General features: G+C 72.3%; 24 protein-coding genes. 13 read left to right on the top strand and 11 right to left on the bottom strand.

Features of this window, described 5'->3' with window-relative positions:
- Positions 1 to 5 precede the first annotated feature (5 nt).
- On the top strand, positions 6 to 788 hold the full coding sequence (locus Apa02nite_RS29720; protein ID WP_203827956.1) for an SDR family NAD(P)-dependent oxidoreductase: 783 nt from the start codon (positions 6 to 8) through the stop codon (positions 786 to 788).
- Between the two features lie 12 nt (positions 789 to 800).
- Here Apa02nite_RS29720 and Apa02nite_RS29715 read toward each other — a convergent pair whose 3' ends face one another.
- A complete protein-coding gene (locus Apa02nite_RS29715) occupies positions 801 to 1,313 on the bottom strand; it encodes a MarR family winged helix-turn-helix transcriptional regulator (protein WP_239164662.1) in 513 nt (170 codons plus the stop codon).
- 84 nt (positions 1,314 to 1,397) lie between these two features.
- Between Apa02nite_RS29715 and Apa02nite_RS29710 the strand changes: the two genes are divergently transcribed.
- Complete coding sequence (locus Apa02nite_RS29710) at positions 1,398 to 2,003, top strand: NADPH-dependent FMN reductase (RefSeq protein WP_203827954.1); 606 nt, start codon at positions 1,398 to 1,400, stop codon at positions 2,001 to 2,003.
- Between the two features lie 64 nt (positions 2,004 to 2,067).
- Here the strand turns inward: Apa02nite_RS29710 and Apa02nite_RS29705 are convergent, their stop codons facing one another.
- Complete coding sequence (locus Apa02nite_RS29705; protein ID WP_203827953.1) at positions 2,068 to 3,117, bottom strand: GGDEF domain-containing protein; 1,050 nt, start codon at positions 3,115 to 3,117, stop codon at positions 2,068 to 2,070.
- 94 nt (positions 3,118 to 3,211) lie between these two features.
- Between Apa02nite_RS29705 and Apa02nite_RS29700 the strand changes: the two genes are divergently transcribed.
- Entirely contained in the window at positions 3,212 to 3,928 is a 717-nt protein-coding gene (locus Apa02nite_RS29700) for a hypothetical protein (RefSeq protein ID WP_203827952.1), read from the top strand.
- A 1,157-nt stretch (positions 3,929 to 5,085) separates the two neighbouring features.
- On the opposite strand, the gene Apa02nite_RS29695 is transcribed toward Apa02nite_RS29700, so the two are convergent.
- The gene (locus Apa02nite_RS29695; RefSeq protein WP_203827951.1) at positions 5,086 to 5,901 is read right to left on the bottom strand and encodes a class I SAM-dependent methyltransferase; all 816 of its coding nucleotides are present in this window, start codon (positions 5,899 to 5,901) and stop codon (positions 5,086 to 5,088) included.
- A 90-nt stretch (positions 5,902 to 5,991) separates the two neighbouring features.
- Between Apa02nite_RS29695 and Apa02nite_RS29690 the strand changes: the two genes are divergently transcribed.
- Genes Apa02nite_RS29690 through manD form a run of 7 tightly spaced genes read left to right on the top strand, consistent with a single transcriptional unit; the run spans position 5,992 to position 15,135 of the window.
- A complete protein-coding gene (locus Apa02nite_RS29690) occupies positions 5,992 to 8,865 on the top strand; it encodes an ATP-binding protein (RefSeq protein ID WP_203827950.1) in 2,874 nt (957 codons plus the stop codon).
- Positions 8,866 to 8,916: 51 nt separating this feature from the next.
- Positions 8,917 to 9,963, top strand: a complete 1,047-nt coding sequence (locus Apa02nite_RS29685; RefSeq protein ID WP_239164661.1) for a LacI family DNA-binding transcriptional regulator — start codon at positions 8,917 to 8,919, stop codon at positions 9,961 to 9,963.
- A 13-nt stretch (positions 9,964 to 9,976) separates the two neighbouring features.
- On the top strand, positions 9,977 to 11,185 hold the full coding sequence (locus tag Apa02nite_RS29680) for an ABC transporter substrate-binding protein (RefSeq protein ID WP_067695537.1): 1,209 nt from the start codon (positions 9,977 to 9,979) through the stop codon (positions 11,183 to 11,185).
- Positions 11,182 to 12,219 (top strand): ABC transporter ATP-binding protein, encoded by a 1,038-nt coding sequence (locus Apa02nite_RS29675; RefSeq protein ID WP_203827949.1) that lies wholly within the window; start codon positions 11,182 to 11,184, stop codon positions 12,217 to 12,219. Before Apa02nite_RS29680 ends, Apa02nite_RS29675 begins: the two co-directional genes overlap by 4 nt.
- Complete coding sequence (locus Apa02nite_RS29670; RefSeq protein ID WP_203827948.1) at positions 12,216 to 13,103, top strand: ABC transporter permease; 888 nt, start codon at positions 12,216 to 12,218, stop codon at positions 13,101 to 13,103. The genes Apa02nite_RS29675 and Apa02nite_RS29670 overlap by 4 nt, the downstream gene beginning before the upstream one ends.
- The gene (locus Apa02nite_RS29665; RefSeq protein WP_203827947.1) at positions 13,100 to 13,933 is read left to right on the top strand and encodes an ABC transporter permease; all 834 of its coding nucleotides are present in this window, start codon (positions 13,100 to 13,102) and stop codon (positions 13,931 to 13,933) included. Before Apa02nite_RS29670 ends, Apa02nite_RS29665 begins: the two co-directional genes overlap by 4 nt.
- Positions 13,930 to 15,135: a D-mannonate dehydratase ManD gene (gene manD / locus Apa02nite_RS29660; protein ID WP_203827946.1), complete on the top strand. Its 1,206-nt coding sequence runs from the start codon at positions 13,930 to 13,932 to the stop codon at positions 15,133 to 15,135. The genes Apa02nite_RS29665 and manD overlap by 4 nt, the downstream gene beginning before the upstream one ends.
- 4 nt (positions 15,136 to 15,139) lie before the next feature.
- On the opposite strand, the gene Apa02nite_RS29655 is transcribed toward manD, so the two are convergent.
- A complete protein-coding gene (locus tag Apa02nite_RS29655; RefSeq protein WP_203827945.1) occupies positions 15,140 to 15,706 on the bottom strand; it encodes a TetR/AcrR family transcriptional regulator in 567 nt (188 codons plus the stop codon).
- A 9-nt stretch (positions 15,707 to 15,715) separates the two neighbouring features.
- Entirely contained in the window at positions 15,716 to 17,044 is a 1,329-nt protein-coding gene (locus Apa02nite_RS29650) for a glycosyltransferase (protein ID WP_203827944.1), read from the bottom strand.
- A gap of 132 nt (positions 17,045 to 17,176) precedes the next feature.
- On the opposite strand from Apa02nite_RS29650, the gene Apa02nite_RS29645 reads away from it, so the two are divergent.
- A complete protein-coding gene (locus Apa02nite_RS29645; protein WP_239164660.1) occupies positions 17,177 to 18,022 on the top strand; it encodes an LLM class flavin-dependent oxidoreductase in 846 nt (281 codons plus the stop codon).
- Positions 18,023 to 18,414: 392 nt separating this feature from the next.
- On the opposite strand, the gene sigJ is transcribed toward Apa02nite_RS29645, so the two are convergent.
- Positions 18,415 to 19,281, bottom strand: a complete 867-nt coding sequence (gene sigJ / locus Apa02nite_RS29640) for an RNA polymerase sigma factor SigJ (RefSeq protein ID WP_239164659.1) — start codon at positions 19,279 to 19,281, stop codon at positions 18,415 to 18,417.
- Positions 19,282 to 19,351: 70 nt separating this feature from the next.
- Here sigJ and Apa02nite_RS29635 point away from each other — a divergent pair, with 70 nt between their 5' ends.
- Positions 19,352 to 19,843, top strand: coding sequence for a carboxymuconolactone decarboxylase family protein (locus Apa02nite_RS29635; RefSeq protein ID WP_203827942.1), 492 nt, complete (start codon positions 19,352 to 19,354; stop codon positions 19,841 to 19,843).
- Here Apa02nite_RS29635 and Apa02nite_RS29630 read toward each other — a convergent pair.
- The 4 genes from Apa02nite_RS29630 to Apa02nite_RS29615 all read right to left on the bottom strand — a co-directional run bounded on the left by Apa02nite_RS29630 (position 19,840) and on the right by Apa02nite_RS29615 (position 22,828).
- Positions 19,840 to 20,865, bottom strand: a complete 1,026-nt coding sequence (locus Apa02nite_RS29630; protein WP_203827941.1) for a hypothetical protein — start codon at positions 20,863 to 20,865, stop codon at positions 19,840 to 19,842. The genes Apa02nite_RS29635 and Apa02nite_RS29630 overlap by 4 nt on opposite strands.
- Positions 20,866 to 20,885: 20 nt before the next feature.
- Positions 20,886 to 21,896 (bottom strand): hypothetical protein, encoded by a 1,011-nt coding sequence (locus Apa02nite_RS29625; RefSeq protein ID WP_203827940.1) that lies wholly within the window; start codon positions 21,894 to 21,896, stop codon positions 20,886 to 20,888.
- Complete coding sequence (locus Apa02nite_RS29620; RefSeq protein WP_203827939.1) at positions 21,893 to 22,345, bottom strand: hypothetical protein; 453 nt, start codon at positions 22,343 to 22,345, stop codon at positions 21,893 to 21,895. Before Apa02nite_RS29620 ends, Apa02nite_RS29625 begins: the two co-directional genes overlap by 4 nt.
- Before the next feature lie 111 nt (positions 22,346 to 22,456).
- On the bottom strand, positions 22,457 to 22,828 hold the full coding sequence (locus Apa02nite_RS29615) for a hypothetical protein (RefSeq protein ID WP_203827938.1): 372 nt from the start codon (positions 22,826 to 22,828) through the stop codon (positions 22,457 to 22,459).
- Between the two features lie 134 nt (positions 22,829 to 22,962).
- Between Apa02nite_RS29615 and Apa02nite_RS29610 the strand changes: the two genes are divergently transcribed.
- Positions 22,963 to 23,262 carry a sulfurtransferase TusA family protein gene (locus tag Apa02nite_RS29610; RefSeq protein WP_203827937.1) on the top strand — a complete coding sequence of 100 codons (300 nt, stop codon included), beginning with the start codon at positions 22,963 to 22,965 and terminating at the stop codon, positions 23,260 to 23,262.
- A gap of 111 nt (positions 23,263 to 23,373) precedes the next feature.
- On the opposite strand, the gene Apa02nite_RS29605 is transcribed toward Apa02nite_RS29610, so the two are convergent.
- On the bottom strand, positions 23,374 to 23,850 hold the full coding sequence (locus tag Apa02nite_RS29605; protein WP_203827936.1) for a hypothetical protein: 477 nt from the start codon (positions 23,848 to 23,850) through the stop codon (positions 23,374 to 23,376).
- Positions 23,851 to 23,874 lie beyond the last annotated feature (24 nt).

Here is a 23,874-nt window from a genome sequence, read left to right as displayed (position 1 = left end):
TCGGCATGACCCAGCACAGTGACTCCGCCCCGATCGGCCTGCTCACCGGCAAGGTCGTCCTCATCACCGGCGCCAGCCGAGGCATCGGCGCGGCGGCGGCCCGGCTCTTCGCCGCCGAGGGTGCCGCGGTCGTCCTCGCCGCCCGCTCCACCGACGCGCTCGATCAGATCGTCAAACAGATCCGCGCCGACGGCGGCACCGCGGACGCCGTACCGATGGATCTGGCCGACCGTGGCAGCATCCGCGCCGCCGTCGACCGGGTCGCCCAGCTGCACGGCCGCCTGGACGGCGCCTTCAACAACGCCGCCGCGATCCAGCAGCCCGGCCCCCTCGACACCACCAGCGACGAGGACATCGACCTGCAGTTCACGGTCAACTTCCGCGCGCACTGGACCGCGATGACCGCCGAGGCCGAGCTGATGCGCGGCACCGGCGGCGGCGCGATCGTCAACACGTCCAGCATCGGCAGCCGCCGCGCCAACCCGGCGCTCCCCGCGTACGGTGCGATGAAACGCGCCCTGAACAGCATCACCGAGACGGCCGCGGTCACCTGGGCCGGCCAGGGCATCCGGGTCAACGGGATCACCCCGGGCGGCACCGCGACCGAGATGATCGACGCGTGGGAGGCGGCCACCCCGGGGATCAAAGCGCAGATCAACGCGAGTTCCCCGACCGGCCGGATGGCCGAGCCCCGTGAGGTCGCCGAGGTGGCCGCGTGGTTGCTGAGCGACCGGGCCTCGATGGTCACCGGCGCGATCGTCCCGGTCGACGGCGGCGCCGGAGCCTGACCGCGGCGCCGGTCACGACCCGGGCGGCGGGCGTCGTCCCGCGCCCGGGATCCGGGGCACGTCGGTCTCGCTGAGCGCGGTCCCGATCCGGTCCATCGCGCGACCGAGTTCCGGCACCCCCGCCTCGCCCAGCGCGTCGAAGATCAGCTTGCGGACGGTGGCGACGTGGCCGGGGGCGGCGCGGCGGACCAGGTCACGGCCCTCCTCGGTGATCACCGCGTTGGTGTAGCGGCCGTCGGCGGGATCGGGCCGGCGCACCAGCAGCCCGCGTTTCTCCAGGCGGGCGGCCAGGTGCGAGACCCGGGACAGCTCGGCGTTGGTCAGGAAGGCCACGTCGCTGAGCCGGGCCGCGCCCGTTGGGTCCTCGGACAGGCCCGCAAGCACGTAGTACTCCAGCAGGCTGAGCTCCGAGTCCTGCTGCAGCTGCCGGTCCAGGGCGATCGGGAGCAGCAGCAGGACACCGTGCAGCGACCGCCAGACCCGCTGCTGCTCCGCGGTGAGCCAGGTGGGTTCCTCGGACGTCATACCGGAGAGCCTAATCACATGAACGTTCATGTCATCCGCCGGTACGGTTCACATGAATGTTCACGTGAACCTGAGAGGTGTCCCATGGCCGACCTCAAGATCGCCGTCATCGCCGGCAGTACCCGCCCCGGCCGCAAGAGCCGGACCGTCGCCGAGTGGGTCCTCGACCGGGCCGCCGGACGGCCCGGCGCCGGCTACCACCTCCTCGACCTCGCCGACGCCGGGCTTCCACTGCTGGACGAGCCGGCCTCGGCGAAGGTCGCCGGCCCGGCCGGATACACCAGGGAGCACACCCGGCGGTGGTCCGCGACCGTCGCCGGCTACGACGGGTTCGTCTTCGTCACGCCGGAGTACAACCACTCCGTCTCCGGCGTGTTGAAGAACGCCGTCGACTTCCTCTACCACGAGTGGGCGAACAAGGCCGCCGCCCTGGTCAGCTACGGGGGAGCCGGTGGCGCCCGGGCGATCGAGCACCTGCGCGGCATCCTCAGCGAGGTGCAGATCGCGCACGTCCAGCAGTCGCTGAGCCTGTCCGCGTTCACCGACTTCGAGGGCTGGCGCACCGAGCAGCCCACCCTCGCGCCGAGCGCCGTCCAGGACATCTTCCTGCCCCTCATGCTGACCCAGCTGGAGACGTGGGCCACGGCCATGCGGGCCGTGCGGCAGAATGCGCTCGCCCCGGCGGCGTAGGGCCTGTTTCGGAACCCGCCCGGGCTGCGGCGTGTCAGGAACGCGCCGGCCGGGTTCCGAAACCCTAGGTCGTCAGTTCGCCGACCCGCCCGCGACCGGCGCGTTTGGCCGCGTAGAGGGCGGTGTCGGCGCTGATGTAGAGGTCCCGTGCCGAGCCGGTGTGCTGGTGGGCGTGCGCGGCTCCGGCACTGATCGACAGCGGGAGTCTGCGCCCGTCGGCCAGCGGCAGCGGCTCGTCGTGGATGACCCGGACGAAGTCCCGGGCACGGCCGAGCGCGGTCTCGTAGCTGCAGCCCGGCATCAGCACGGCGAGCTCGTCACCGCCCATCCGGGCGAGCACGTCCTGCGGCCGGCACCGGGCGGACAGCACCGCCGCGATGTGCACCAGCGCGTCGTCGCCGACGGCATGCCCGTACGTGTCGTTGATGGTCTTGAACTTGTCGACGTCGATCAGGACGAGAGCGGTGCCCGCGTCGGAGGTGGCGCTGGAGATCGCGCTGACCGCGTCGTCGAGGACCCGCCGGGTGACCAGGCCGGTCAGCGGGTCGACGGACGCCTGCCGGCGCAGCTTCTCGACCAGTCGTTGCTGGGTGACCATGGCCCGGGTCAGCACCGAGCCCATCAGGATCAGCATGCCGCCGGTGAACGCCAGGTCGGTGAGCGCCTGGTCGAGGGGGAGCAGCCGGCCGACCACGATCGCGTCGCCGCCGATCGCGGCCGCGGTGACCAGCACGGATCCGGGCACGCGCAGGTGCACGGCGGCGTAGAGCACCGGCATGGTGAAGAAGATCTGCCCGGTGACCCCGGCGTCGGCGGTACCCAGGTCCAGCACGACGACGCCGGCCACGCCGAGCAGCGGCCCGGCCACGCAGAGGCTCGCGGCGCGCTCCGGCCGCAGCAGGAGCACGGTGAGGCAGAACAGCGCGAGAACGACGCCGCACCCGAGCTGCAACGGGTCGAGCCCGCCGTCGCCGAGCAGGGCGGCGGTGAAGAACACCGCGGTGCACGTACCGATCATGATCATGATCCACAGGCGGGCCGCCACCGCCTGTCGCGGCCCGAGCCCGCGCAACACGACCGCAGGCCAGGTCGACGGTCGCGTCACAGCACCCATGCCCACCCCATCGGCCCCGACAGCCGTCACCTGACCCGTTCGGCCCGGGCCCGGGGCAGATCCCGCACCGCACCCGCGACTAGCCTCGGCGGTCATGAGTTACGCGGGGAGTATCAGGCCGGTCGTCGACCGGATCTACATCGGGGTCCGGGCGGCCGGCCGCGAGCGCGTCCTGGCCGTCTACGCGAAGCACGGCCTGCGGCCCGGCTTCGAGTCCAGCTTCTATTTCGGCCTGCTGGCCCGCCCGATGCCGGCGGACGGTTTCGCGGCGGCGACCACCTACGGCGCCGGGGACATGACCGGCGAGTTGGAACAGGGCATCGCGGAGGTCGACGCCGCCGGGACCTGGCACCTCACCGACCGCGGCCGGGCCGTGGCCCTGGCCGTGCAGCAGGCGATCGGCGACACCGCGGCCGAGCGCTGGAATCCCGGACCGCCCTTCGACACCGTGCTCCCCGGGCCCGCTTCGGTGCCCCGGCTCGCCGACCTGGTCGGCCGCCTCCTGGACGCCGGTCAGGCCACCGGCGGCCCGGCCTTCCGAGCGCTGTCCCCGGTCCACGAGCCACCGGACGCGTCCCCGGCGGTCCGCCTGACGACCAGGCTGGGCGCGCTCCGCCACCACCGCGCCGACGCCCACCGCGCCGCCTGGCAGGCGGCCGGCCTGACCGTCGACCAGGTCCGGGCACTGCCCGCCGGCCCGGACCGCCAAGCCCTCGAGGACGAGACCAACCGCCGCGACGAGCCGATCTACCAAGCCCTCGACCAGCACGAACGCATCGAGCTCCTGGCCGGCCTCGGCGCCCTCCCCTGACCCTCACCACCCCGCCGCACGTCCCAGACCGCTGTCCCCAAGGTCCTTTTCCGGTACGACACGGAGCACCCACCCACCCGCACCCCCTCTCGCTCAACGAAGGCAGACCCCCCACCAGCACCTATCCCAATGTCGACCGGACGCCCCGGCCAACTCCGGCGGTGTGCAGCGTGAGTCCTCGTCCGTCACCGGCAGCGCGCCGGCAGTCCACGGCCAGCACTGGCGGGCCGCCGCGGGCAGCCCGCGGTCTGCTGGTGGGGCGCCGGGAGTCCGCAGTGTGCGCTGGTGGGGCGCCGGGAGTCCGCGGTGTGCGCTGGTGGGGCGGCGGCAGTCCGCGGTGTGCACTGGTGGGGCGCCGGCAGTCCGCGATCTGCACTGGCGGGGCGGCGGCAGTCCGCGATCTGCGGGGTCCGGGGCGGTGGCAGGACGCAATCGTGTCCTGCGGACTGCTATCGCCCACCTGGGGGCGGCAGACGTCCGCGAACAGGCACCGCGTACCCACACCGCCCCTGCCCCGGCCGAGACCACCAGCCCCGGCCGCCCCAGCCGCACCCCGCCCCGCGCCACCAACCCCGCCCCGGGCCACCAACCCCGCGAGACCGCGACCACCCCGGACCGCAGCGCGCCCCAGAGTCCCCGGCTGGTCCTCAGGGGTGTCTCCCGGGCGGGGAGACACCCCTGAGGACCAGCCAGGACCGCGACCAGCGCACCGGTCCGTCTCGGTCGCGGTCTCGGCTGGTGTTCACGGCTGCCTCGACAGCCGAGAGACAGCCGCCAGCACCAGCCGGGGACCGTGGCGTGCGCGGCGGTCCGGGGTGGCGGCGGTCCCGGCTGGTTCTCAGCGCCGTATCCGGCGTACCGAAACGGCCCTGACAACCAGCCGGGGACCGTGCGTGCGCGGCGGTCTCGGCTGGTTCTCAGCGCCGTATCCGGGGTATCAAAACGGCCCTGACAACCAGCCGGGACCGTGCGTGCGCGGCGGTCTCGGCTGGCTCTCAGGGCCGTGTCCGGGGTACCGAAACGGCCCTGAGAGCCAGCTGGGGGCCGGGGGCGCGGGGCGGTCCGGGGTGGCGCGGACGTCGCGCGAGGCCACCACGGGACTCGGCTCGTAGCCTGCGGACGGGCGCTCCACCGTCGTACCGGAAAAAACGAAGCGGTCAGGACCTGCGCTTCCAAGCCGCGAGCAGCAGCGGCAGCAGCACGGAGCGGTCGGGGTGCTCGGCGGTGTCCTGGTGCAGCGTGGCGATGGCCTGCTCGGATGCGGCCGGGGTGATCAGGCCGCGTGCGTGGGCGAGCGGGAGCAGGCTGCGGTAGACGGATTCCAGGACCGGGGCGCCGGCCGCGATCGGCACCAGCCGGCCGGCGACGTCGGTGCCGTCCGGGGCGCCGACGCCGGAACGGGCCATCAGGTAGGGCAGCCGGGCGCCGGCGTGCACGTCGCAACCGGCCAGCCCGAACGCGTCGATCAGCAGGCGGGTCATCGCCTCGGCGTTGGCCAGCGGCGGCATGACGCCCGCGGTGCGCATGTCGTAGTCCTGGATCAGCAGGTGCCCGCCGGGCGCGACGGCCTGCCAGAGCCGGCGCAGCGCCGCGGCCTGGTCGTGCAGGTGGAAGAGCAGCAGCCGGGCGTAGACCAGGTCGTACGGCCCGCCGGGTACCGGTTCGTCGGCGGTCAGGTCGTGGACCCGCACGTGGCACTGGGTGTGGCCGTCCCGGTGCAGCGCGGCCTCGGCCGCCGCGCCCATCGCCGGGTCGATGTCCAGGCCGGTGACCGTGCCGGACGGGCCGGTACGGTCGGCCATCTGGCGCATCGTCTCGCCCGGCCCGCACCCGGCGTCCAGGCAGCGGGCGCCGGGCTTGACGCCGATGTGGTCCAGCAGCCGGGCGGTGTCGGACTCCCAGAGGCGGGCCTGGGCGCGGACACGGTCGTATTCGGCGGGCGTGTGGCCCAGCGCGTAGTCAGTGGTGTTCATCCTCTGAGACTCGGCGGCGGCCGGCCGGGTTGAATCGTGGATCCGACCACGAGGTTACGGGCGGGGCCGGTACCCCGTACGGTCGGCGGCATGCCGCGCACCCTGGTGCAGCGCGATGCCGAGCTGGCGATGCTCGATCTCCGGCTCGGGCAGGTGCGCGCGGGCGCCGGTGCGGTGATCGTCGTGGACGGCCCGGCCGGGATCGGCAAGTCCAGTCTGCTGGCCGCGGCCGGGAGCCGCGCGGCGGCGAGCGGGCTGCGGGTGCTGACCGCGTGGGGTGGTCCGCTGGAACACGACGCCGGGTGGGGGATCGCCCGGCAGCTGTTCGCTCCGCTGTGGCAGAGCCGGGAGTGGGACGCGCTGGTGATGGGCGCCGCGGCGCCGGCCCGGCGAGCGCTGGACGCCGACCTGGCCGCGCCGGCGCCGACCGGTGACGCCATGCACGCCGCCGCACACGGGCTGACGTGGCTGACCTGCGGTCTCGCCGCACGGTCCGGGACTGTGCTGGTCGTCGACGACGTGCACTGGGCCGACGCGCCGTCGCTGCGCTGGCTCGGGCAGCTGTCCCGGCGGCTGGCCGGTCTGCCGCTGGGCATCCTGTGCGCGGTGCGCTCCGGTGAGCCGCCGGCCGAACCGGACCTGCTCGCCGAGCTGCTGGCGGCGGCCGGCCCGCCGGTGCGGCCCGCCGCGCTGCGGCCGGACGCGGTACGACTGATCCTGCGCGAGCGGCTGCCCGCGGCGGGGCCGGAGTTCGTGCTCGCCTGTCACGCGGCGACGGCCGGCAACCCGTTCCTGCTCGGGGCGCTGCTCGGCCACCTCGCCGCGGAGGGGCTGGCGCCCAACGGTGACGTCGCGGCGCGGATCGGGCGCCTCGGTGACTTCAGCGCCGACCCGATCGCGGTCGCCGCCGCGGTCGCCGCGCCCCGATCCGCCGGTCCGCTCCGCGACTTCGGTCCGGAGCAGGTGGGCCGGGCCGTGGAGCGCCAGCTCGCCCGGATGCCGGCCGGGGCCGCGGAGCTGGCGCGGGCGTTCACCGTTCTCGGGCGGGGTGCGCTGCTCCGGCACGCCCGGGACTTGTCCGGTTGTGACCATGAGCGGGCGGTGCTGCTCGCGGATCGGCTGCGGGTGGCGGGGTTGCTGACCGGCGGCACCGACGGGTACCGGCTGGTCCATCCGCTGGTGGCCGGGGCGATCTACGGTGGGCTGCCGCCGGGGGAGCGGGCACTGTGGCACGCCCGGGCGGCGCGCCTGCTGACCCGGGAGCGGGCCGATCCGGAGACCGTCGCGCTGCACCTGCTGCGCACCGAACCCGCTGGTGAGGCCAGCACGGTCAGCGCGCTGAGCACGGCCGCCGACCGGGCCTGGCGCCGCGGGGCGCCGCAGAACGCCGCGACGTTCCTGCGGCGGGCGCTGGCCGAGCCGCCGGCCGGGACGGATGACGAGGCCGAGCTGCGCGGTCGGCTCGGCCTTCTCGCCGCCGAGCAGGTCCAGCCGCAGGCATGCCGGTTGCTCGCCGACGCCGTTGACCATGCGACCGATCCTGATCAGCGAGCCCGGATCGCGCTGGCCGGGGCGCGGGCGCTGGGGCTGGCCGGGTACGCCGACGAGGCGCTGCGCCTGTGCCGCAGCGTGCTGGACCACCCGACCGGCGCGGATCCGGAGCTGCTCGACCGGCTCGAGGCGGAACTGGTCGCCGACGCGTGGCTGGACGCCACCGAGGCCGCCGACGCGCGCGACCGCACGGCGCGGGCGGCGGCGTCGGCGCTGCCGCTCTGGAACGTGCACCGCGGTCACCTGGCGACGATCGAGGGCCGCCCGGCGCGCGAGGCGCTGGCCCTGCTGCGCAGCGTGACGGACGTGGAGAGCGACTCGCTGCTGGCAACATTCGTCAAGTTCGGCCTGGTCGCGGCGGAGGACCTGGACACCGTACGGGCGCTGTGCGACGCCCTGATCGAGCAGGCGCGCCCGCGGGGGTGGATGACCGCGCTCGCGCACGGCAGCTTCATCCGGGCGCACGCGCTGGTGCAGGCCGGCCGGGTGCGGGAGGCGGTGACCGACGCCCGGTTCGCGTTCGAGTTCAAACTCGCCAACAGCCCGGCGCCGGGTGTGGTGTGGGCGCTGTTCCCGCTGGTGGACGCGCTGGTCGAGGCGGACGAGCCGGCCGCGGCGCAGGCGGCGCTGGTCGCGGCGGGGATGACCGGCGAGCCGGAGCCCGGCAAGCTGCGGACCGCGATGTTCCTGGAGCGGCGGGCCCGGCTGCACCTGGCCCGGCACCGCCCCGCCGACGCGCACGCCGACCTGACCGCGGCGGCCGCGAGCTGGCACGCTCTGGGCGTACGCCATCCTGGTCTCGCCTCCTGGCGGGTCGACGACAGCCTGGCGCTGACCGCCCTCGGTGACCCACCGGCGGCCCGCCGTCGTGCCGAGGAGCACCTCGGCCTCGCGGCCCGCCTCGGCCTGCCCGGCCCGCGGGGCGCCGGACTGCGCGCCCTGGCCCGCACGGTCGCCCCGGCCGAGGCGATCCCGCTGCTCACCCAGGCCGCGCACCTGCTCGCCGGGTCACCGGTCCGGCTGGAGTACGCCCGCATCCTGGTCGACCTCGGCGCCGCGATGCGCCGCACCAACCAGCGCGCCGCCGCCCGCGAACCGCTGACCCAGGCCCTCGACCTGGCCGACCGCGGCGGCATGCGGCTGATCGCGGCCCGGGCCCGGCAGGAGCTGCTCGCCGCCGGCGGCCGCCCCCGGCGCGCGGTGGTCACCGGGCCGGGCGCGCTGACCCCGTCCGAGCACCGGGTCGCGGTGCTGGCCGCGCTCGGGCACACCAACCGGGAGATCGCCGATCAGCTCTTCGTGACCCGGCGGACGGTGGAGACCCACCTGACCCACGCGTTCCAGAAACTCGCCGTGACGAGCCGCGCCCAGCTCGCCACCAGCCTGCCGGGAGCGCTGACGGCAACGTCTTGACAATGTTCTGGAAACGATTCCAGACTGGCCTCATCAATCGATCGTCATCGAATGATCGGGGAGCCGGGCGTGGCGGTGACCATCAAGGACGTGGCGCGGCTCGCCGGGGTCTCGGCGTCCTCGGTGTGCCGGGCGCTGGCCGATCCCGATCGGGTCCGGCCGGAGACCCGGGACCGGGTGCAGACCGCGGCCCGGCAGCTCGGCTACCACCCCAACCGGGTCGCCCGCAGCCTGATCACCGGCCGGACCGCGAACATCGGCGTGGTCCTGCCGGACCTGGGCAACCCGTTCTTCCCGACCGTGGTCAAGGCGATACAGACGCAGGCGCGCCGCCGCGACTACGCGGTGCTGCTCACCGACACCGACGAGGACCCGGCGGTCGAGGTGCCGGCCATCCGGGCCCTCGCCATGCAGGTCGACGGGTTCCTGCTCTGCTCGCCGCGGGCCGCCGACGACGAACTGCGGGCGGTCGCCGAGAAACCGATGGTGGTGCTGAACCGGCGGATCTCACCGTTCCCGTCGGTCACCGCCGACAACTCCGGCGGGATGCGGCAGGCGGTCAGCCACCTGCACGCTCTGGGTCATCGGACCATTTCGTACGTCGCTGGGCCGCGCACCTCGTGGTCCAACCGCGACCGGCTCCGCGGACTGCGGGCCGCCACGTCGGCGCTCGGGATGACCCTGATCGAGATCGGCAACGTGGCACCCACCGTGGCGGGTGGCGCGGCCGCCGCCGACCTGGTCGCCGCGGCGCCGGTCACCGCGGTGCTCGCCTACAACGACCTGGTCGCGCTCGGCCTGGTGCAACGGTTCCAGGCCCGGGGGATCGCGGTGCCCGGGCAGCTCAGCGTCGTCGGCTTCGACGACATCCTGGTCGCCGCGCTGGTCGGCCCGCCGCTGACCACCGTCGCGATCGGCAAGGAGCAGATCGGCCGGGTCGGTGTGGACCTGCTGCTCGCCCTGATGGCCGCCCCGGGGGCCGCCGGTCTCGACCGCGCCGGCTCCGAGCGCGCCGGTCCCGGCCGTGGCGGGCGTGCCCGCCGGGTGGTGCCCACCCAGCTCATCGTGCGTGGTTCGACGGGCCCCGTGGCTCGCTGAGGAAAGGACCGACATGTCGCCCAACCGCCGTCAATTTCTCGTTCTGGGAGCCGCCGCCGCCACCGTGGCCGCGTGCAGCCCGCCGGACAACAACAGCCCGGCCACCAGCGCCACCGGCGCGGTCCCGGACAAGCCGTCGAAAGCGGTCACGCTCAACGTGCTCGACGTGGCCGGCAACCTGCAGCTCACCCAGGGCATGATCGACGACTTCGTGGCGAAGAACGCCGGCGTGGTCGAGCGGGTCACCTACACCAAGGCGACCGCTCCGGAACTGGTCGGCAAGATCAAGGCGCAGCAGGCGGCGAACCGGGTGGACATCGACCTGGTGCTGACCGGAGTGGACGGGCTGGCCGCCGGGATCGCCCAGCAGCTGTGGGTGCCGTTGCTGCCGGCCTACGCGGACCGGCTGTCCGGGATGAAGCAGTACCTGCCCGGCGCCGCAGCCATGCAGAAGCTCGCCGGCAACGACGGGGTGACCGTCACCTACTACCCGTCCGGCCCGCTGATCGAATACCTGCCGGCCAAGGTGCCGAGCCCGCCCAAGACCGCGGCGGCGTTGCTGGAGTACGCCAAGGCCAACCCGGGCGCGGTCCAGTACGCGCGCCCGTCCAACTCCGGGCCGGGGCGCACGCTGCTGATGGGCCTGCCGTACCTGCTCGGCGACACCAACCCGAAGGACCCGGTCAACGGCTGGGACAAGACCTGGGCCTACCTCAAGCAGCTCGGTGAGTCGATCACGCTCTACCCGTCGGCGACCAGCGAGACGATGAAGAACCTGGCCAACGGCTCCGCGAAGATCATCGCGACCACCACCGGCTGGGACATCAACCCGCGGGTGCTCGGCACCGTGCCCAAGGAGGCGCAGGTCGGCGCGCTGGAAGGCTTCAACTGGGTGACCGACGCGCACTACGCGGTCGTGCCGAAGGGCGTCTCCACCGACAAGCAGGCCGCCGTGCTCACCCTGCTCGCCTGGATGCTCACCCCGGAACAGCAGGCCAAAGCGTACGACAAGGGCTACTTCTACCCCGGCCCGGCGATCGCCGACGTGCCGATCACGATGGCCCCGCCGGAGAGCCAGCAGGCGATCGCCGAGTACGGCCGCCCGGAGTACCACACCCTGCTGATCGAGCACCCGCTGCAGATCCCCCTCGAGGCGACAGCACTGGTGGCCGCCTTCGATCGCTGGGACCGGGAAATCGGCGGCGCCAAGGTCAAGAAGTGACGGCCTTCACGACGCTGCGCCTGGACGGGGTGACCCGCCGGTTCGGCGGCGCCGACGCGCTGACCGGGCTCGACCTGGAGATCCGGCGCGGCGAGTTCATCGCGCTGCTCGGGCCGTCCGGCTGCGGCAAGTCCACCGCGCTGAACTGCCTGGCCGGGCTGCTGCCGCTCAGCGACGGCAGCATCTGGCGCGACGGCACCCGGCTCGACACCCTGCCACCGGAGCGCCGGGGCTTCGGGATGGTGTTCCAGAACTACGCGCTGTTCCCGCACATGTCCGTACGGAAAAATATCTCTTTCGGTCTGCAGATGCGCGGCGTGCCACGTGCCGAAGCGCGGCGCCGGACCGACGAGGCGATCCGGCTGGTGCACCTCGAGGAGCACGCCGGCAAGCTGCCCGGCCAGCTCTCCGGCGGCCAGCAGCAGCGGGTCGCGATCGCCCGCGCGGTCGTGGTCGAGCCGTCGCTGGTGCTGATGGACGAACCGCTGAGCAACCTGGACGCGAAACTGCGCCTGGAGATGCGCACCGAGATCCGCCGCCTGCACCAGAACCTCGGACTGACCACGGTCTATGTCACCCACGATCAGGAGGAGGCGCTGTCGATGGCGGATCGCCTGGTGGTGCTGCGCGGCGGCCGGGTGCAGCAGATCGGCAGCCCGGAGGAAGTGCACAACCGCCCCGCGAACCGGCACGTCGCCGACTTCCTGGGTTTCCGCAATCTGCTGCCCGGCAAAGCGGTCTCCGCCTCGTCCATCAAGATCAACGGCTTTGGGGTACGACCGTCCGCCTCGTTCGTCGGCGCCATCGGTGTCGGTGATCCGGTGGTGGCCGCGATCCGCCCCGAGGACGTCGAGATCGGCTCCGGGCTGGAGGTGACCGTCGACGTCGCCGAGTACCACGGCCGGGAGATCGCCGCCGAGGTCCGCACCGCCGACGGCCTGACCCTGCACCTGCGCACGTCGCAGCGGCTGGCCCCGGGCGACAAGGTGGAGGTCACCCTCCCGCCGTCACGGTTGCTGGTGTTCCCCGGATGACCACCTCGGCGCTCGCCCTGCGGCACCGGCTCGCCGAGCGGGGCATCGACCCGCAACTGTTCCTGCTGGTCCCGGCGACGGTGTTCGTGATCGCGCTGTTCGTCTACCCGTTCTGCTACGGCATCGCGGTCTCGCTGCAGCCGGCCCAGGGCGGTGCGCTCGCCGCCTACCGGGCGTTCTTCACCGACGCCTACCAGCGCGACACGATCACCACCACGCTCGGCATCGCACTGCCGGCCGCGCTGGTCAACGTGCTCGCCGCGGTGCCGATCGCGTACCGGATGCGCGGGAAGTTCCGCGGCAAGCGGCTGCTGACCACGGTGCTGGTCGTGCCGATCACGCTGGGCACGGTGCTCACCGCCGAGGGGCTGCTGGGCTTTCTCGGACCGACCGGCTGGTTCAACCGGGCACTGCTGTCACTGGGTGTGATCGACCAGCCGGTCACGCTCACCCACAACTACACCGGCGTGTTCCTCTCCCTGATCATCACGGGGTTCCCGTTCGCGTTCCTGCTGGTGCTGTCCTACCTGTCCGGCATCGATCCCAGCCTGGAACGGGCCGCGGCCACCCTGGGCGCGGGCTGGGCGCAGCGGTTCTTCCGGATCACGCTGCCGCTGCTCGCGCCCGGGCTGGCCACCACGTTCTGCCTGACGTTCGTGCTGGCGTTCAGCGTGTTCCCGTCCGCGATCCTGGTCGGCGACCCGACCGGCAGCACCCGGGTGATCAGCATCGCCGCGTACGAGGCGGCCTACGTGCGCTACGACTACGCGGCCGCGTCGGCTGCCGCGATCGTGATGGGCGTGGTCGAGCTCGTCGTGATCAGCGTGGTGCTCGGGCTGCGCAGCCTGCTCTACACCGGATCGACAGCCGGAGGTAAAGGGTGAGACGCCGGATCGTGGCCCGCCCCGGGGCCTGGGTGGTGTGGGGACTCGTGACGATCTTCTTCGTCGGGCTGGCCGGGGTGATCGGGTCGGTCGTGGTCAACTCGTTCGGGGTGCGCTGGTTCGACACGTGGCTGCCCGAGACGTACACGACCCAGTGGTACGGCCAGGCGTGGACCGACTTCACCCTGCTGCCGGTGCTGACCGTGACGCTGGTGGTGTGCCTGCTGGTGGCCGGCATCTCCGTACTCATCGGGGTCCCCGCGGCCTATGTGCTCGCCCGCCGCAAGTTTCCCGGCGGCCGGTTGCTGTATCTGTTGTTCCTGCTCCCGATCCTGATGCCGCCGATCACCTACGGCATCCCGCTGGCCACCGTCCTCTACAAGTACGGCCTGGCCGGGCACCTGTCCGGTGTCGTGCTGGCGAACCTGGTCCCGTCGGTGCCGTTCGTGATCCTCACGATGACGCCGTTCATCGAGCAGATCGACCCGGCCGTCGAACGGGCCGCGCGGATGTGCGGGGCGCGGACCCGGCACGTGTTCGGCCGGATCCTGGCGCCGCTGCTGGTTCCCGGGATCCTGGCCGCGTCGATCCTGGTCGTGGTCCGGACCGTGGGGATGTTCGAGCTGACGTTCCTGACCGCAGGGCCGGACTCGCAGACCCTGGTCGTGGCGCTGTTCTACTCGATGTCGGCGGCCGGGATCCGGGCGCAGCAGTCGGTGGACGCGATGGCGGTCATCTACTGCGTGATGATGGTGATCCTGCTGGTGGTGGCGCTGCGGTTCGTGAACCCGACCCAGCTGGTGGCCCGGGTCAAGGACGACAGCGAATGAGGATCACCGAGGCGCGGGTGATCGTGTGCAGCCCGGGGCGGAACTTCGTGACCCTGAAGATCGTCACGGAGGACGGGGTCAGCGGGGTGGGGGACGCGACGCTCAACGGGCGGGAGCTGGCGGTCGCGGCGTACCTGCGCGAGCACGTGGTTCCCGCGCTGATCGGGCGGGATGCGCGGCGGATCGAGGACACGTGGCAGTACCTCTACAAGGGGGCGTACTGGCGGCGGGGGCCGGTGACGATGAGTGCTGTCGCGGCGGTGGACACCGCGTTGTGGGACATCCTCGGGAAGGTCGCGGGGGTGCCGGTTTATCGGCTGCTCGGGGGTCGGAGTCGCGAGGGCGTGACCGTTTATGGCCACGCTAGCGGTTCCACCAGCGACGCCTTGCTTTCGGAAATTTCGCACTATGTCCGTCTTGGGTATCGCGCGGTCCGGGTGCAGAGCGGCGTGCCGGGACTGCCCTCGGTCTATGGGGTGAGCGAGGGAATGACCTACGAGCCGGCCTCCGCGGCGGTGCCTGTCGAGAGCGTGTGGGACACCGATCGCTACCTCGATCACCTGCCGCGGGTGTTCGCCGACGTGCGCGCCGAGTTCGGGCCGGGGCTGAAGCTGCTGCACGACGTGCACCACCGGCTGACGCCGATCGAGGCGGCGCGGCTGGGCAAGAGCCTCGAACCGTACGCGCTGACCTGGCTGGAGGACCCGGTGCCGGCCGAGCTGCAGGAGGGGTTCCGGCTGATCCGGCAGCACACCACGACACCCCTGGCGGTGGGGGAGGTGTTCAACAGCATCTGGGACTGCCGCCAGCTGATCACCGAGCAGCTCGTCGACTACATCCGGGCCACCGTGGTGCACGCCGGGGGGATCACCCATCTGCGACGGATCTTCGACTTGGCGGCGATCTATCACGTACGCAGTGGGTCGCACGGCGCCACCGATCTGTCGCCGGTGTGCATGGCCGCGGCGCTGCACGTGGACGTGGCGATCCCGAACTTCGGGCTGCAGGAGTACATGCCGCACAGCGCGGAGACGGACGCGGTGTTCCCGCACGGGTACCGGTTCGAGGGCGGGTACCTGCATCCGAGCGAGGTGCCGGGGCTGGGTGTGGACATCGATGAGGAGCTGGCCGGGTCGTATCCGTACCGGGCGGCGTCGTTGCCGGTCAGCCGCTTGACGGACGGGACGTTGCACAGCTGGTGAGCCATTACGGGTGGTGCTCTCCGTGGCCGGTGAGGCCGGTGACGAGGCGGCGGACATCCGGGCCGGCCGGGCCGGTGGTGAAGTCGGTGAGCCGGTGCAGGATCAGCCCCTCCACGGCGGCCAGCAGGGTCGAGGCGATGCCGGCCGGCGCGCCGACAGCGGTGAGCGCGGCGGCGGTCCAGTCGGCCAGCAACCGGCGGTCGGCGTTCAGCTGTTCGAGCAGGGCGGGCTCGACAACACCCTGGATGAAGATGACGTACCGCGCTACGGTCCGGGCCCGCGACGGCCCGGTCGCGTCGTCGACGAACGCCGCGTACGCGTCGATCAGCTCGTCCAGGCTCGCCGGCAGCCCCGCGGCGAGCCGCGCCTGGAAGTTCTCGGCGTCGATCTGCCGCAGCCGGGCGACGGTGGCCGTGACCAGCGCCGCCCTGGTCCGGAAATGATTAGAGGTGGAACCGGTTGGCAGCCCGGCGGTCGCGTCGACCCGGGTGTGGCTCAGCGCGTGCAGACCACCGGCGCCGAGCACCTCCAACGCCGCGTCGGTGATCCGGACAGCGGTGGGATGCGGCACGGTCCCACCTTACCGAAAGCGCTTTCCGCCGGCTTCCGGCGGAAGCCCCGTCGCGTCCGATCCCGGCGGTGCTCCCGCCGCGCCGGCACCCGGTGGGCTCTCCGATGCGCCGGAGATCGGCGGTTGTTCCGCTGCGCCGGAGTTCCGCGCGGCCGCGGTCCGTTTCCGGATCTCGGTGATCGCGGCGCCGATGCCGTCCTCGCTCGCCAGCCGCCGCGCGATCGCCTCGGCGCCCGGCCGATACCCGGCGGCGGCCTCGATCGCGGCCACCAGCCGCCCCGCGGTCAGCCGCCGCAGCGGAATCGGCGGCGGCCCGGCACCCAGCGCGGCCACCCGCGCAGCCCAGAACGGCTGGTCGGCCGTGCACGGGGTGACCACCGACGGCACACCGGCCCGCAGTGCCGCCGCCGTCGTGCCGGCCCCGCCGTGATGCACCACCACGGCCATCCGCGGAAACAGTTCGGCATGCGGCTCCGCGTCGACGACCAGGACGTTCGCGCCGTCAGCCGACAGGTCCGCCGTCCCCCGTTGAACGACGGCCCTCCGGCCGAGACGAGCCAGCGCCGCACCGACGATCGCGGTGAGGCCGGGCCACGACATGCTGCCGAAGCTGACGAAGATCGGAGGCTCGCCGTCGTCCAGGAAGGCGCGAACCCGGGAGGAAAGCCCGCCCGCCTCGCCCTCGATCGCCGGCCACCAGTAGCCGGTGATCGGGCGGTGTGCCGGCCAATCCTCCGGCGGCGGCACGACCGACGGGCTGAAGCCGTGCACCACCGGCCACCGCTCCTCCTCCATCCGCCGGAACGTCGCCCGCACCCCCAGCGGAGGCAATCCCAGCTCCCGGCGGAACTTCGCCGTGGCCCGCGCGAACGGCACCTGCCCCGCCACCCGGAACAGTCGAGCGGCAACCCGGTTACCCCGCCCGCCGAGCGACCGGGTGGTCACCAGCGGCGGCGGGAACGCGCGGGTCGGTTCGAGCGGCTGCAGGAACGCGCCCATGCTCGGGATCCGCCGCGCCTCGGCCACGTGGTAGCCGAGTGTGCCCATCGGCGCGAGGACCAGCAGGTCCGCGTCGGCGGCGGCTGCCGCGATCGCCCGGCCGACGTCGAGCCAGCGCCCGGCCAGGGTCCGCGCGAACCGCACGGAAGTCAGTGGTCCCGCGCCGAATTCGACGGGCACGGCGGCGAATCCCAGTCCGGCTTCTTCGGCGTACGCGCGGAGCGATGCGTGGGTCACGACCGTCACCCGGTCACCGGCCGCGGTGAGGGCGGCACCAAGGCTTGCGTACGGGACGACGTCACCCCGAGTCCCGATCGTCACGATCACCACGTGTGCCATGCCCCGAAACTACTACGATCGTAGTAGTCAGGCAATGATCGTTCCCTCGCGCAATCGGAACCATGTTCCGTATAGTGGTTACCGGAACCACGTTCCGGAAAGAGAGGCGGAGCCATGCCCAGCTTCGGGATCATGACAGCGCCGCAGCAGGTCGCGTACCAGGACGTGCTGCGGGTCTGGCAGGAAGCGGACACCATCCCGGAGATCGAACACGCCTGGCTGTTCGATCACCTGTTACCGATCGGCGGCGACCCGGACGGCCCGATCTTCGAGGGCTGGACCCTGCTGTCCGCGCTCGCCGCGCAGACCCGTCGCCTGCGCCTCGGCCTGCTGGTGACCAGCAACCGGGTCCGCCCACCGGCGATGCTCGCCAAGATCGCCACCACGGTGGACGTCGTCTCCGGCGGCCGCCTCGACTTCGGCATCGGCGTGGGTTCCCGCCCCGGCCACCCGCTGGCCCTGCGCGAATATCTCGCCCACGGCCTGCCGTTCCACGACACCGCCCACGCCGTCGGCAGCCTGGCCGAGGCCCTCACGGTGATCCGCCGCTTGTGGACGTCCCCGGAGCCGTTCGACTTCACCGGCGACTACCTGCAGCTCACCGGCGCCTTCGGCAACCCGAAGCCGATCCAGCGCCCCCACCCACCCATCATGATCGGCGGCCGCTCCTCGGCCACCCTGCGCATCGTCGCCCAGCACGCCGACCTCTGGAACATCCCCGGCGGCGGCCCCATCACCGATCTGATCGCCCGCAGCGCCCTGCTGGACCGCTACTGCCACGAGATCGGCCGCGACCCCGCGTCCATCACCCGCTCCATCCACCTTCCGGTCACCTATACCAACCCGGCCCCCACGCGCGCCGCCATCACCGAAGCCATCACCGCCGGCTTCCACCACATCATCCTGGGCCTACCCGCCCCGTTCCCGCAGAACGCCGCCCGCTGGGTAGCCGACGAACTGATCACCCCCACCACCTGACCCCCGCCGCTCGCTTCCACCAACCACCTAGCCTCCTAGGACACCCAAGAGGCCGTGCCCTCCACAACCACGCCTCCCGAACCAGCGCCGAGACCGGCGACCGCTCGACGTCGCAGCGCAGCTCGCGGTCCTCGGCTGGCGCTGGGGGGTGTCTCGAGACGCCGGTGGCACCCCTGACCGCCAGCCGAGACCCGCGACCGCTCGACGTCGCAGTGCAGCTCGCGGTCCTCGGCTGGCGCTGAGGGGTGTCTCGAGACGCCGGAGGCACCCCTGACCGCCAGCCAGGGACCGCGACCGCTCAAGGTCGCAGTGCAGCTCGCGGTCTTTGGCTGGTGCTCAGGGGTGCCTCCGGGGCCCGGAGGCACCCCTGAGTGCCGGCCGGGACCTGGCGGTCAGCGCCAGGGGTGCAGCTTCTCCGGGTTGCGGATGGACCAGATGTTCTTGATGAGGTGGCCGGTTAGTTCGAAGGCCAGGACGGCGGTGGTTTGGCCGTTCACCTGGGCTATCAGGCCGGGCTCGCCGTTGACCGTGCGTTCCAGGAAGTGCATGTCGGGGGCGCGGTCGGCGATGGTGACGGCGTAGCGCGCGATCTGGGTGCGGCCCTCGATCGGGTGCAGGGCCGCGGCGGCCAGGCCGCCGCCGTCGGCGATCACCGTGGCGGCCGGGTCGAGCAGGCTGATCAGGGCTTTGATGTTCTTCGCTTCCCAGGCGTCCTTGAAGTCGCGGACCACCCGGGCCTGCTGGTCGGCCGGGGTGGGCAGCACCGGCTGGGCCGCGATCCGGCGGCGGGCCGAGGAGGCGAGCTGGCGGCAGGCCTCGGGTGTGCGGCCGGCGACCTCGGCCACCTCGGCGAACGAGTACCGGAAGATGTCGTGCAGCACGAACGCCACCCGTTCGGCCGGGGTCATCGCGTCCAGGACGATCAGGAACGCCATGCTGACCGATTCGTCGAGGGTGATCCGGTCGGCGGGGTCGCTGCCGTCCGGTGCGGGGAGCGGTTCCGGGATCCACGCGCCGACGTAGCGTTCGCGGCGGACCCGGGCCGAGCGCAGCTGGTCGAGGCAGATCCGGCTGGCGACCTTGGTCAGCCAGGCGCCGGGGACGTCGATCGCGTCCCGCTGGGCGGGGGTCAGGGCATACCAGCGGGCGTACGTCTCCTGGACCACGTCCTCGGCGTCGGCGAGGGAGCCGAGCAGCCGGTAGGCCACGTTGATCAGCTGGCGTCGCTCGTTCAGCGGGACGGTCATGGTGGTGCGCATGTCCTTCCGACGGAACAGCGCGCGGGAATGTGAGGCCTCACGTTAGCCGGGGCTGTCTCGTCGAGCGGACATGACCGAGACTTCACGCCTGAGCGACCCCGCCGGCTACTTCCCGGAGATGGCCGGGTTCGCCGCGTCGCTGACCAAGGCCACTCTCAACGGTGCGATCCCGCCGATCACCATCGGACTGGTGCAGTTGCGGGCCGGGCAGATCGTCGGGAACACCTATCACACGGTCCGGCAGACCGGGAACCTGCGCCGGGCGGGGGAGACCGAGGAACGGATCACGGCGGTGGCGTCGTGGGTGGACGCGCCGTTCTTCACCCCGGCCGAACGGGTCGCTTTGGAGCTGGTGGAGGCGGTGCTGACGGCTCCTTCGTACGGTGAAAGGGTTTCTGATCGGCTTTTCGCCCGCGTGGCGGAGCACTATGACGAGCGGGCACTGTGGACGTTGACGCTGGTCATCGCGCAGATCTGTTTCTTCGTGCCGGTGGCGCTGATCGCGAAGCCGGTCCCGGGGGCGCCGCCCGGCAGGAACTACCGGACGGCTGAGCCCGGTTAGGTCGCGCTCACCAGCACTCGGACGAGCCCGGTGCCGTGGTCGAGTTCGGTCAGCGCCTTGCCCACCATGGCGCCGATGGCGCTGGCCGGATCGGTGACCCGGCGGGCGTGTCCCGGTGTCGACGACGTGGTCAGCAGGTCCCCGCATCGGATCGGCCCGGACGCGGCATCCGCCAGCACCCACAGTTTGCCCATCAGGGCGACCGGTACGCCGCCGTCGTGCCGGTCCAGGACGATGGCGGGCTTGACGCCGCCGGCGCCGGAGACGACCCCGGCGACCCGGGTGTCGTATTCGGTCACACACGGGCGGATCCTGCCCTCGGCGTCGATGACGACGACCATGCCGGCGGTGACCGCTGGATCCGCGACGGTCAGCGACTCGGCGTAGTCGGCGCCGTCCAGCCGGAGATCGCCGGTGATCACGACGTCGCCGTCGAACGTCGCGGCGGTTCCCTCGTCGGCCTTGGCGTAGAGGGCGTTGCCCTTCTTGACGATGGCCATCACCCCGGTGCCGTTGTCGCAGGTGCCGTAGACGCCGTGGCCGCCGGCGGCCAGGCTGACCCCGACCACGCCGCCGTGCTGGGCGTTGTTGGATTCGCCGCGCACGCCTTCGCTCTGCTCGGATCGGCCGTACACGCCGTGTGAGGTGACGCTGACCCCGGAGACGCCCTGCCCCTTGTCGGCGACTCCGGCGACGCCCCGGCCGCCTTCGCCCTGGTGCACCCCGAGCACGCCGGTCTTGGCGGTGGTCGAGGAGTAGCCGCGTACGCCGTCGTTGTGGTCGCTGACGCCGCAGACACCGACCGCGTCGGCCTGGACGGCTCCGTGCCCCCAGACGCCCTGGCCGGATCCGCGGCCGTAGATGCCGTTGCCGGTTCCGCCGGTGGTGTTCTCGTTGACGCCGGCGACGCCCGCCTGGCCCGGTGCGACGCTCACCCCGAACACGCCGTTCCAGCGGTCACTGGTGCCCTTGACGCCGGCGGTCCCGGGTTCGGTGGTGGTGCCTTCGATCTCCGTACCCATGATGATTTTGTCCTTGCTTCTCAGCTTGCCAGGAACCAGTCGTATTCGATGGTGTAGTGCGCTCCCAGCTCCTTGATCTCCAGGACCTGAGGTTTGCCGATGGCGGTGTGCCGGCGCACCTGGCCGGGATCGTCGATCGTGATCCCGACGGGTAGCGGCGAGAAGACGTCGTTGGCGAGGCCGTTCATGATCGCCGTGACGAGGCCGTCGTACACGGGCCCGGCCAGCGGGCCGACCGCGGCGCCCACGACCGTGCCGATGCCCGGGATAACCGTGCCGATCGTCGCGCCCGCGATGGCGCTCGCGCCCGCGGCGGCCGCACTTTCCGCGGCACTTCTGATCTTGCCGCCGACCTTTCCCAGGACGTCCCGGAACGAGTTGGCGAGGTCCTCGTCGTCTTTTTCGACGAGCAGCAGGGTCACCACGAACGCCCGGGGCCAGTTGGCCGGATGCCGCAGGTCGAAGCTCATCAGTACGTGTGGGTTCTGCTGCCACGCGTTCCTGATCGAATCGTCGGAGACGTCACCGAACGACGGCGTGATGATGGTCCGAGCCCGCGGCTTTCCGTCGGCGTCGAGGGTGACGTCGCTGGAGTCGGTGCCCACCGCGGACAGAAAGACCTCGTCGTTCACGCCCTGGATCCATTTGTCGTTCGAGGCGTGCTCGGAGAAGCCGCGGAGCCGGAACTGCAGTTGCGGCGGCAGCTCCCTGGCGGTCCGGGCCTGGTCGAGGAGTTCGCGGACGGTGTGCACGTGCGCCTGGGCCAGGACGGCGCGCATGCCGCGCGGCCGCACACCCTCGAGACCCAACTGGGTGATCGCGGTGCGGAGCGACGGCACGGCACCTCGCACGGCGAGCTCCGGTGCGGCGGCGACATCGGCGTGAGCCGCGGTGCCGCGGACCGTGATGCCGCCGCTGAGGACGAGCCCGGCACTGGTGGCCGCGGCGAGCAGCAACGTGCGCCGCGACGAGGTCTTCTGAGACAGCGAGGTGTCGTCCATGTCGGCCGCTCCGGTCTTGGCAGGGTTCATCGCAGGGTGACAACGATGGACAGCAGCCCGGTGCCCTCGGGCAACGCGGCCATCGCCTTTCCGATCACGGCGCCGAACGCCCGGGACGGGTCGGTCGCCTTCATCGCGTGTCCCTCGGTGGGCGAGGCGGTCAGCAGATCCCCGACCTCGATCGGCGCGTAGGACGCGTCCGCGCGGCAGTACGCCTTCCCGACCATGGCGATGGGCCGGGCCTGCTCCCCGCAGCCGGCGTCGAGGATCACGCCGGGCCGGTAGCTGCCGGCGCCGGCGATCACGCCGACGACCTTCTTGTCGTAGGCGGCGGCGCTGGGTGCGATCGTGCCGTTCTCGTCGAGGCTCATCACGGTGCCGGGCTCGGCGGGGTGGGTGGCGGTCCGGCTGGCGAACAGTTCGGCGAGGTCCCCGCCGAGCAGCTTGATGTCGCCGGCCACGTCCAGGTCGCCGCGCACCTCGAGCTTGCCGTCGAAGATGCCGGCCGCTCCGGTGTCGCTCTTGCCGTAGACGCCGGTGCCGTGGGCGCTGTGGCCGACGACGCCGGTGCCGTCGGCTTTGTTCTCGCCTCAGACCGCGGCGGCGCCGGTGGTTCCGGCTGCCGACGTCTCGCCGTACACGCCGTGCCAGTGCTGGCTCTTGCCGAGCACGCCGGGGCCGCCGGCGGCGCCCTCGCCCATCACCCCGGCGCCGCCGATGGTGCTGTCGGTCTTGCCGTAGATCCCGTGCCAGCGCTCGCTCTCGCCGACCACCCCCGCGCCGACCTTGCCGACACCCTGCACGCCGGGGCCGGCCTGTGGGCTCGCCGCGTCGTTGATGCCGATCACACCGCTCTTGTAGGGCGCGTGGCTGATGCCGCGGACCCCGTCGGCGAGGGCGGCCTCACCGAGGACCCCGATTTCCTCTGCTTGCGTGCCGTGCCCCTCGAGTGCTGCCGGCATGACGTCTCCACCCGTTGCGGTCGGCTGCGCAATGAGTTATATGCGCGATTTGCCTGAAGCTAGCAACGGTGGTGCTGAGGGGCGGCGGGAGTTGGGAATCTTCAGCCGGATCTCGCATGTGATGGGATGAGCGGGTGGAGATCGACGTGGTGCCGGTGGTGCTCGACGGCGGGGATCGGCGCTGTGTGCTGCTGCTGATCGAGCTGCGGCGGCTGATCGCGACGCTGACGCTGGGCGCGGTGGTGCACCTGGTCGCCACGGATCCGGCGGCGCCGCTTGACCTGCCGGCCTGGTGTCATCTGACCGGTCACCGTTATCTCGGGCCGGTGGCGGGGGAGCGGCCGGGGGAACGGCCCACCTATGCCGTCGAGGTCGTCGCGGGGGCGCAGCCGACCGAGGCGGGGCACCCGTGGCGCCCGGCCAGTGCTGGTTGACCGGGCGGTGCTGGCTGACCGATAAGAACTAGGCAAGCGTTGGCTGATCGAAAAGAATCAGGCCGGGATCGCTGATGGTTCAGCGTCCCCGGCCCGCGGCAGAAATCCGGTTCAGTTGGCCTTGGTGTCGGTGACCGTACCGGGGGTGGCGTCCTCGGAGTCGCTGACCGTGGACGGCGTGGTGATGCTCGCCTTCACGGCCTCGGTGTCCTTGCAGACCGTCTGGACCTTCAGGATCGCGGAGCTGACCTCGGCGGTCAGGACCGCCTCGTTCGGTTCGCCGGCCGCGGCCTGCGCCTTGGCCACCGAACTGTTCAGCACCTCGGTGGCCGCGGTGATGATCGTGCTCTTCGAGGTCTTACCGAAAGTGACGATGTCCCTGGCGGTAGCCAGGTCCAGGTCGCGTCCTTCCTCGCCGTGGGTGGCCTGGTCGGCCACCGTGCAGGCGCCCGCCGTGCCCTTGTCGAAACCGGCCATGTTCGCAGACCCGGCCGCGGTGGCGGCGGGAGCTGACTCGTCACTGTTTGCGCAGCCGGTGATCGCCAGGAGGGTAAACGTGGCGACAGCTGCGATGGTGGATCCACGCATGGTCGGGGAGGCTACCTGCTCCGG

The sequence above is a fragment of the Actinoplanes palleronii genome, from assembly GCF_016862315.1.
GTDB classification, from domain to species: domain Bacteria; phylum Actinomycetota; class Actinomycetes; order Mycobacteriales; family Micromonosporaceae; genus Actinoplanes; species Actinoplanes palleronii.
Note: the sequence above shows the minus strand (reverse complement) of the source record. Positions and strands in the feature narration are given on the sequence as shown.

What these genes read in the sequence shown, in the direction of transcription:
- Apa02nite_RS29720 (WP_203827956.1), top strand. Translation starts at nt 6, where the DNA reads ATGACCCAGCACAGTGACTCCGCCCCGATCGGCCTGCTCACCGGCAAG.
- Apa02nite_RS29715 (WP_239164662.1), bottom strand. Translation starts at nt 1,313, where the DNA reads ATGACGTCCGAGGAACCCACCTGGCTCACCGCGGAGCAGCAGCGGGTC.
- Apa02nite_RS29710 (WP_203827954.1), top strand. Translation starts at nt 1,398, where the DNA reads ATGGCCGACCTCAAGATCGCCGTCATCGCCGGCAGTACCCGCCCCGGC.
- Apa02nite_RS29705 (WP_203827953.1), bottom strand. Translation starts at nt 3,117, where the DNA reads ATGGGTGCTGTGACGCGACCGTCGACCTGGCCTGCGGTCGTGTTGCGC.
- Apa02nite_RS29700 (WP_203827952.1), top strand. Translation starts at nt 3,212, where the DNA reads ATGAGTTACGCGGGGAGTATCAGGCCGGTCGTCGACCGGATCTACATC.
- Apa02nite_RS29695 (WP_203827951.1), bottom strand. Translation starts at nt 5,901, where the DNA reads ATGAACACCACTGACTACGCGCTGGGCCACACGCCCGCCGAATACGAC.
- Apa02nite_RS29690 (WP_203827950.1), top strand. Translation starts at nt 5,992, where the DNA reads ATGCCGCGCACCCTGGTGCAGCGCGATGCCGAGCTGGCGATGCTCGAT.
- Apa02nite_RS29685 (WP_239164661.1), top strand. Translation starts at nt 8,917, where the DNA reads ATGATCGGGGAGCCGGGCGTGGCGGTGACCATCAAGGACGTGGCGCGG.
- Apa02nite_RS29680 (WP_067695537.1), top strand. Translation starts at nt 9,977, where the DNA reads ATGTCGCCCAACCGCCGTCAATTTCTCGTTCTGGGAGCCGCCGCCGCC.
- Apa02nite_RS29670 (WP_203827948.1), top strand. Translation starts at nt 12,216, where the DNA reads ATGACCACCTCGGCGCTCGCCCTGCGGCACCGGCTCGCCGAGCGGGGC.
- manD (WP_203827946.1), top strand. Translation starts at nt 13,930, where the DNA reads ATGAGGATCACCGAGGCGCGGGTGATCGTGTGCAGCCCGGGGCGGAAC.
- Apa02nite_RS29650 (WP_203827944.1), bottom strand. Translation starts at nt 17,044, where the DNA reads ATGGCACACGTGGTGATCGTGACGATCGGGACTCGGGGTGACGTCGTC.
- Apa02nite_RS29645 (WP_239164660.1), top strand. Translation starts at nt 17,177, where the DNA reads ATGACAGCGCCGCAGCAGGTCGCGTACCAGGACGTGCTGCGGGTCTGG.
- sigJ (WP_239164659.1), bottom strand. Translation starts at nt 19,281, where the DNA reads ATGCGCACCACCATGACCGTCCCGCTGAACGAGCGACGCCAGCTGATC.
- Apa02nite_RS29635 (WP_203827942.1), top strand. Translation starts at nt 19,352, where the DNA reads ATGACCGAGACTTCACGCCTGAGCGACCCCGCCGGCTACTTCCCGGAG.
- Apa02nite_RS29630 (WP_203827941.1), bottom strand. Translation starts at nt 20,865, where the DNA reads ATGGGTACGGAGATCGAAGGCACCACCACCGAACCCGGGACCGCCGGC.
- Apa02nite_RS29625 (WP_203827940.1), bottom strand. Translation starts at nt 21,896, where the DNA reads ATGAACCCTGCCAAGACCGGAGCGGCCGACATGGACGACACCTCGCTG.
- Apa02nite_RS29615 (WP_203827938.1), bottom strand. Translation starts at nt 22,828, where the DNA reads ATGCCGGCAGCACTCGAGGGGCACGGCACGCAAGCAGAGGAAATCGGG.
- Apa02nite_RS29605 (WP_203827936.1), bottom strand. Translation starts at nt 23,850, where the DNA reads ATGCGTGGATCCACCATCGCAGCTGTCGCCACGTTTACCCTCCTGGCG.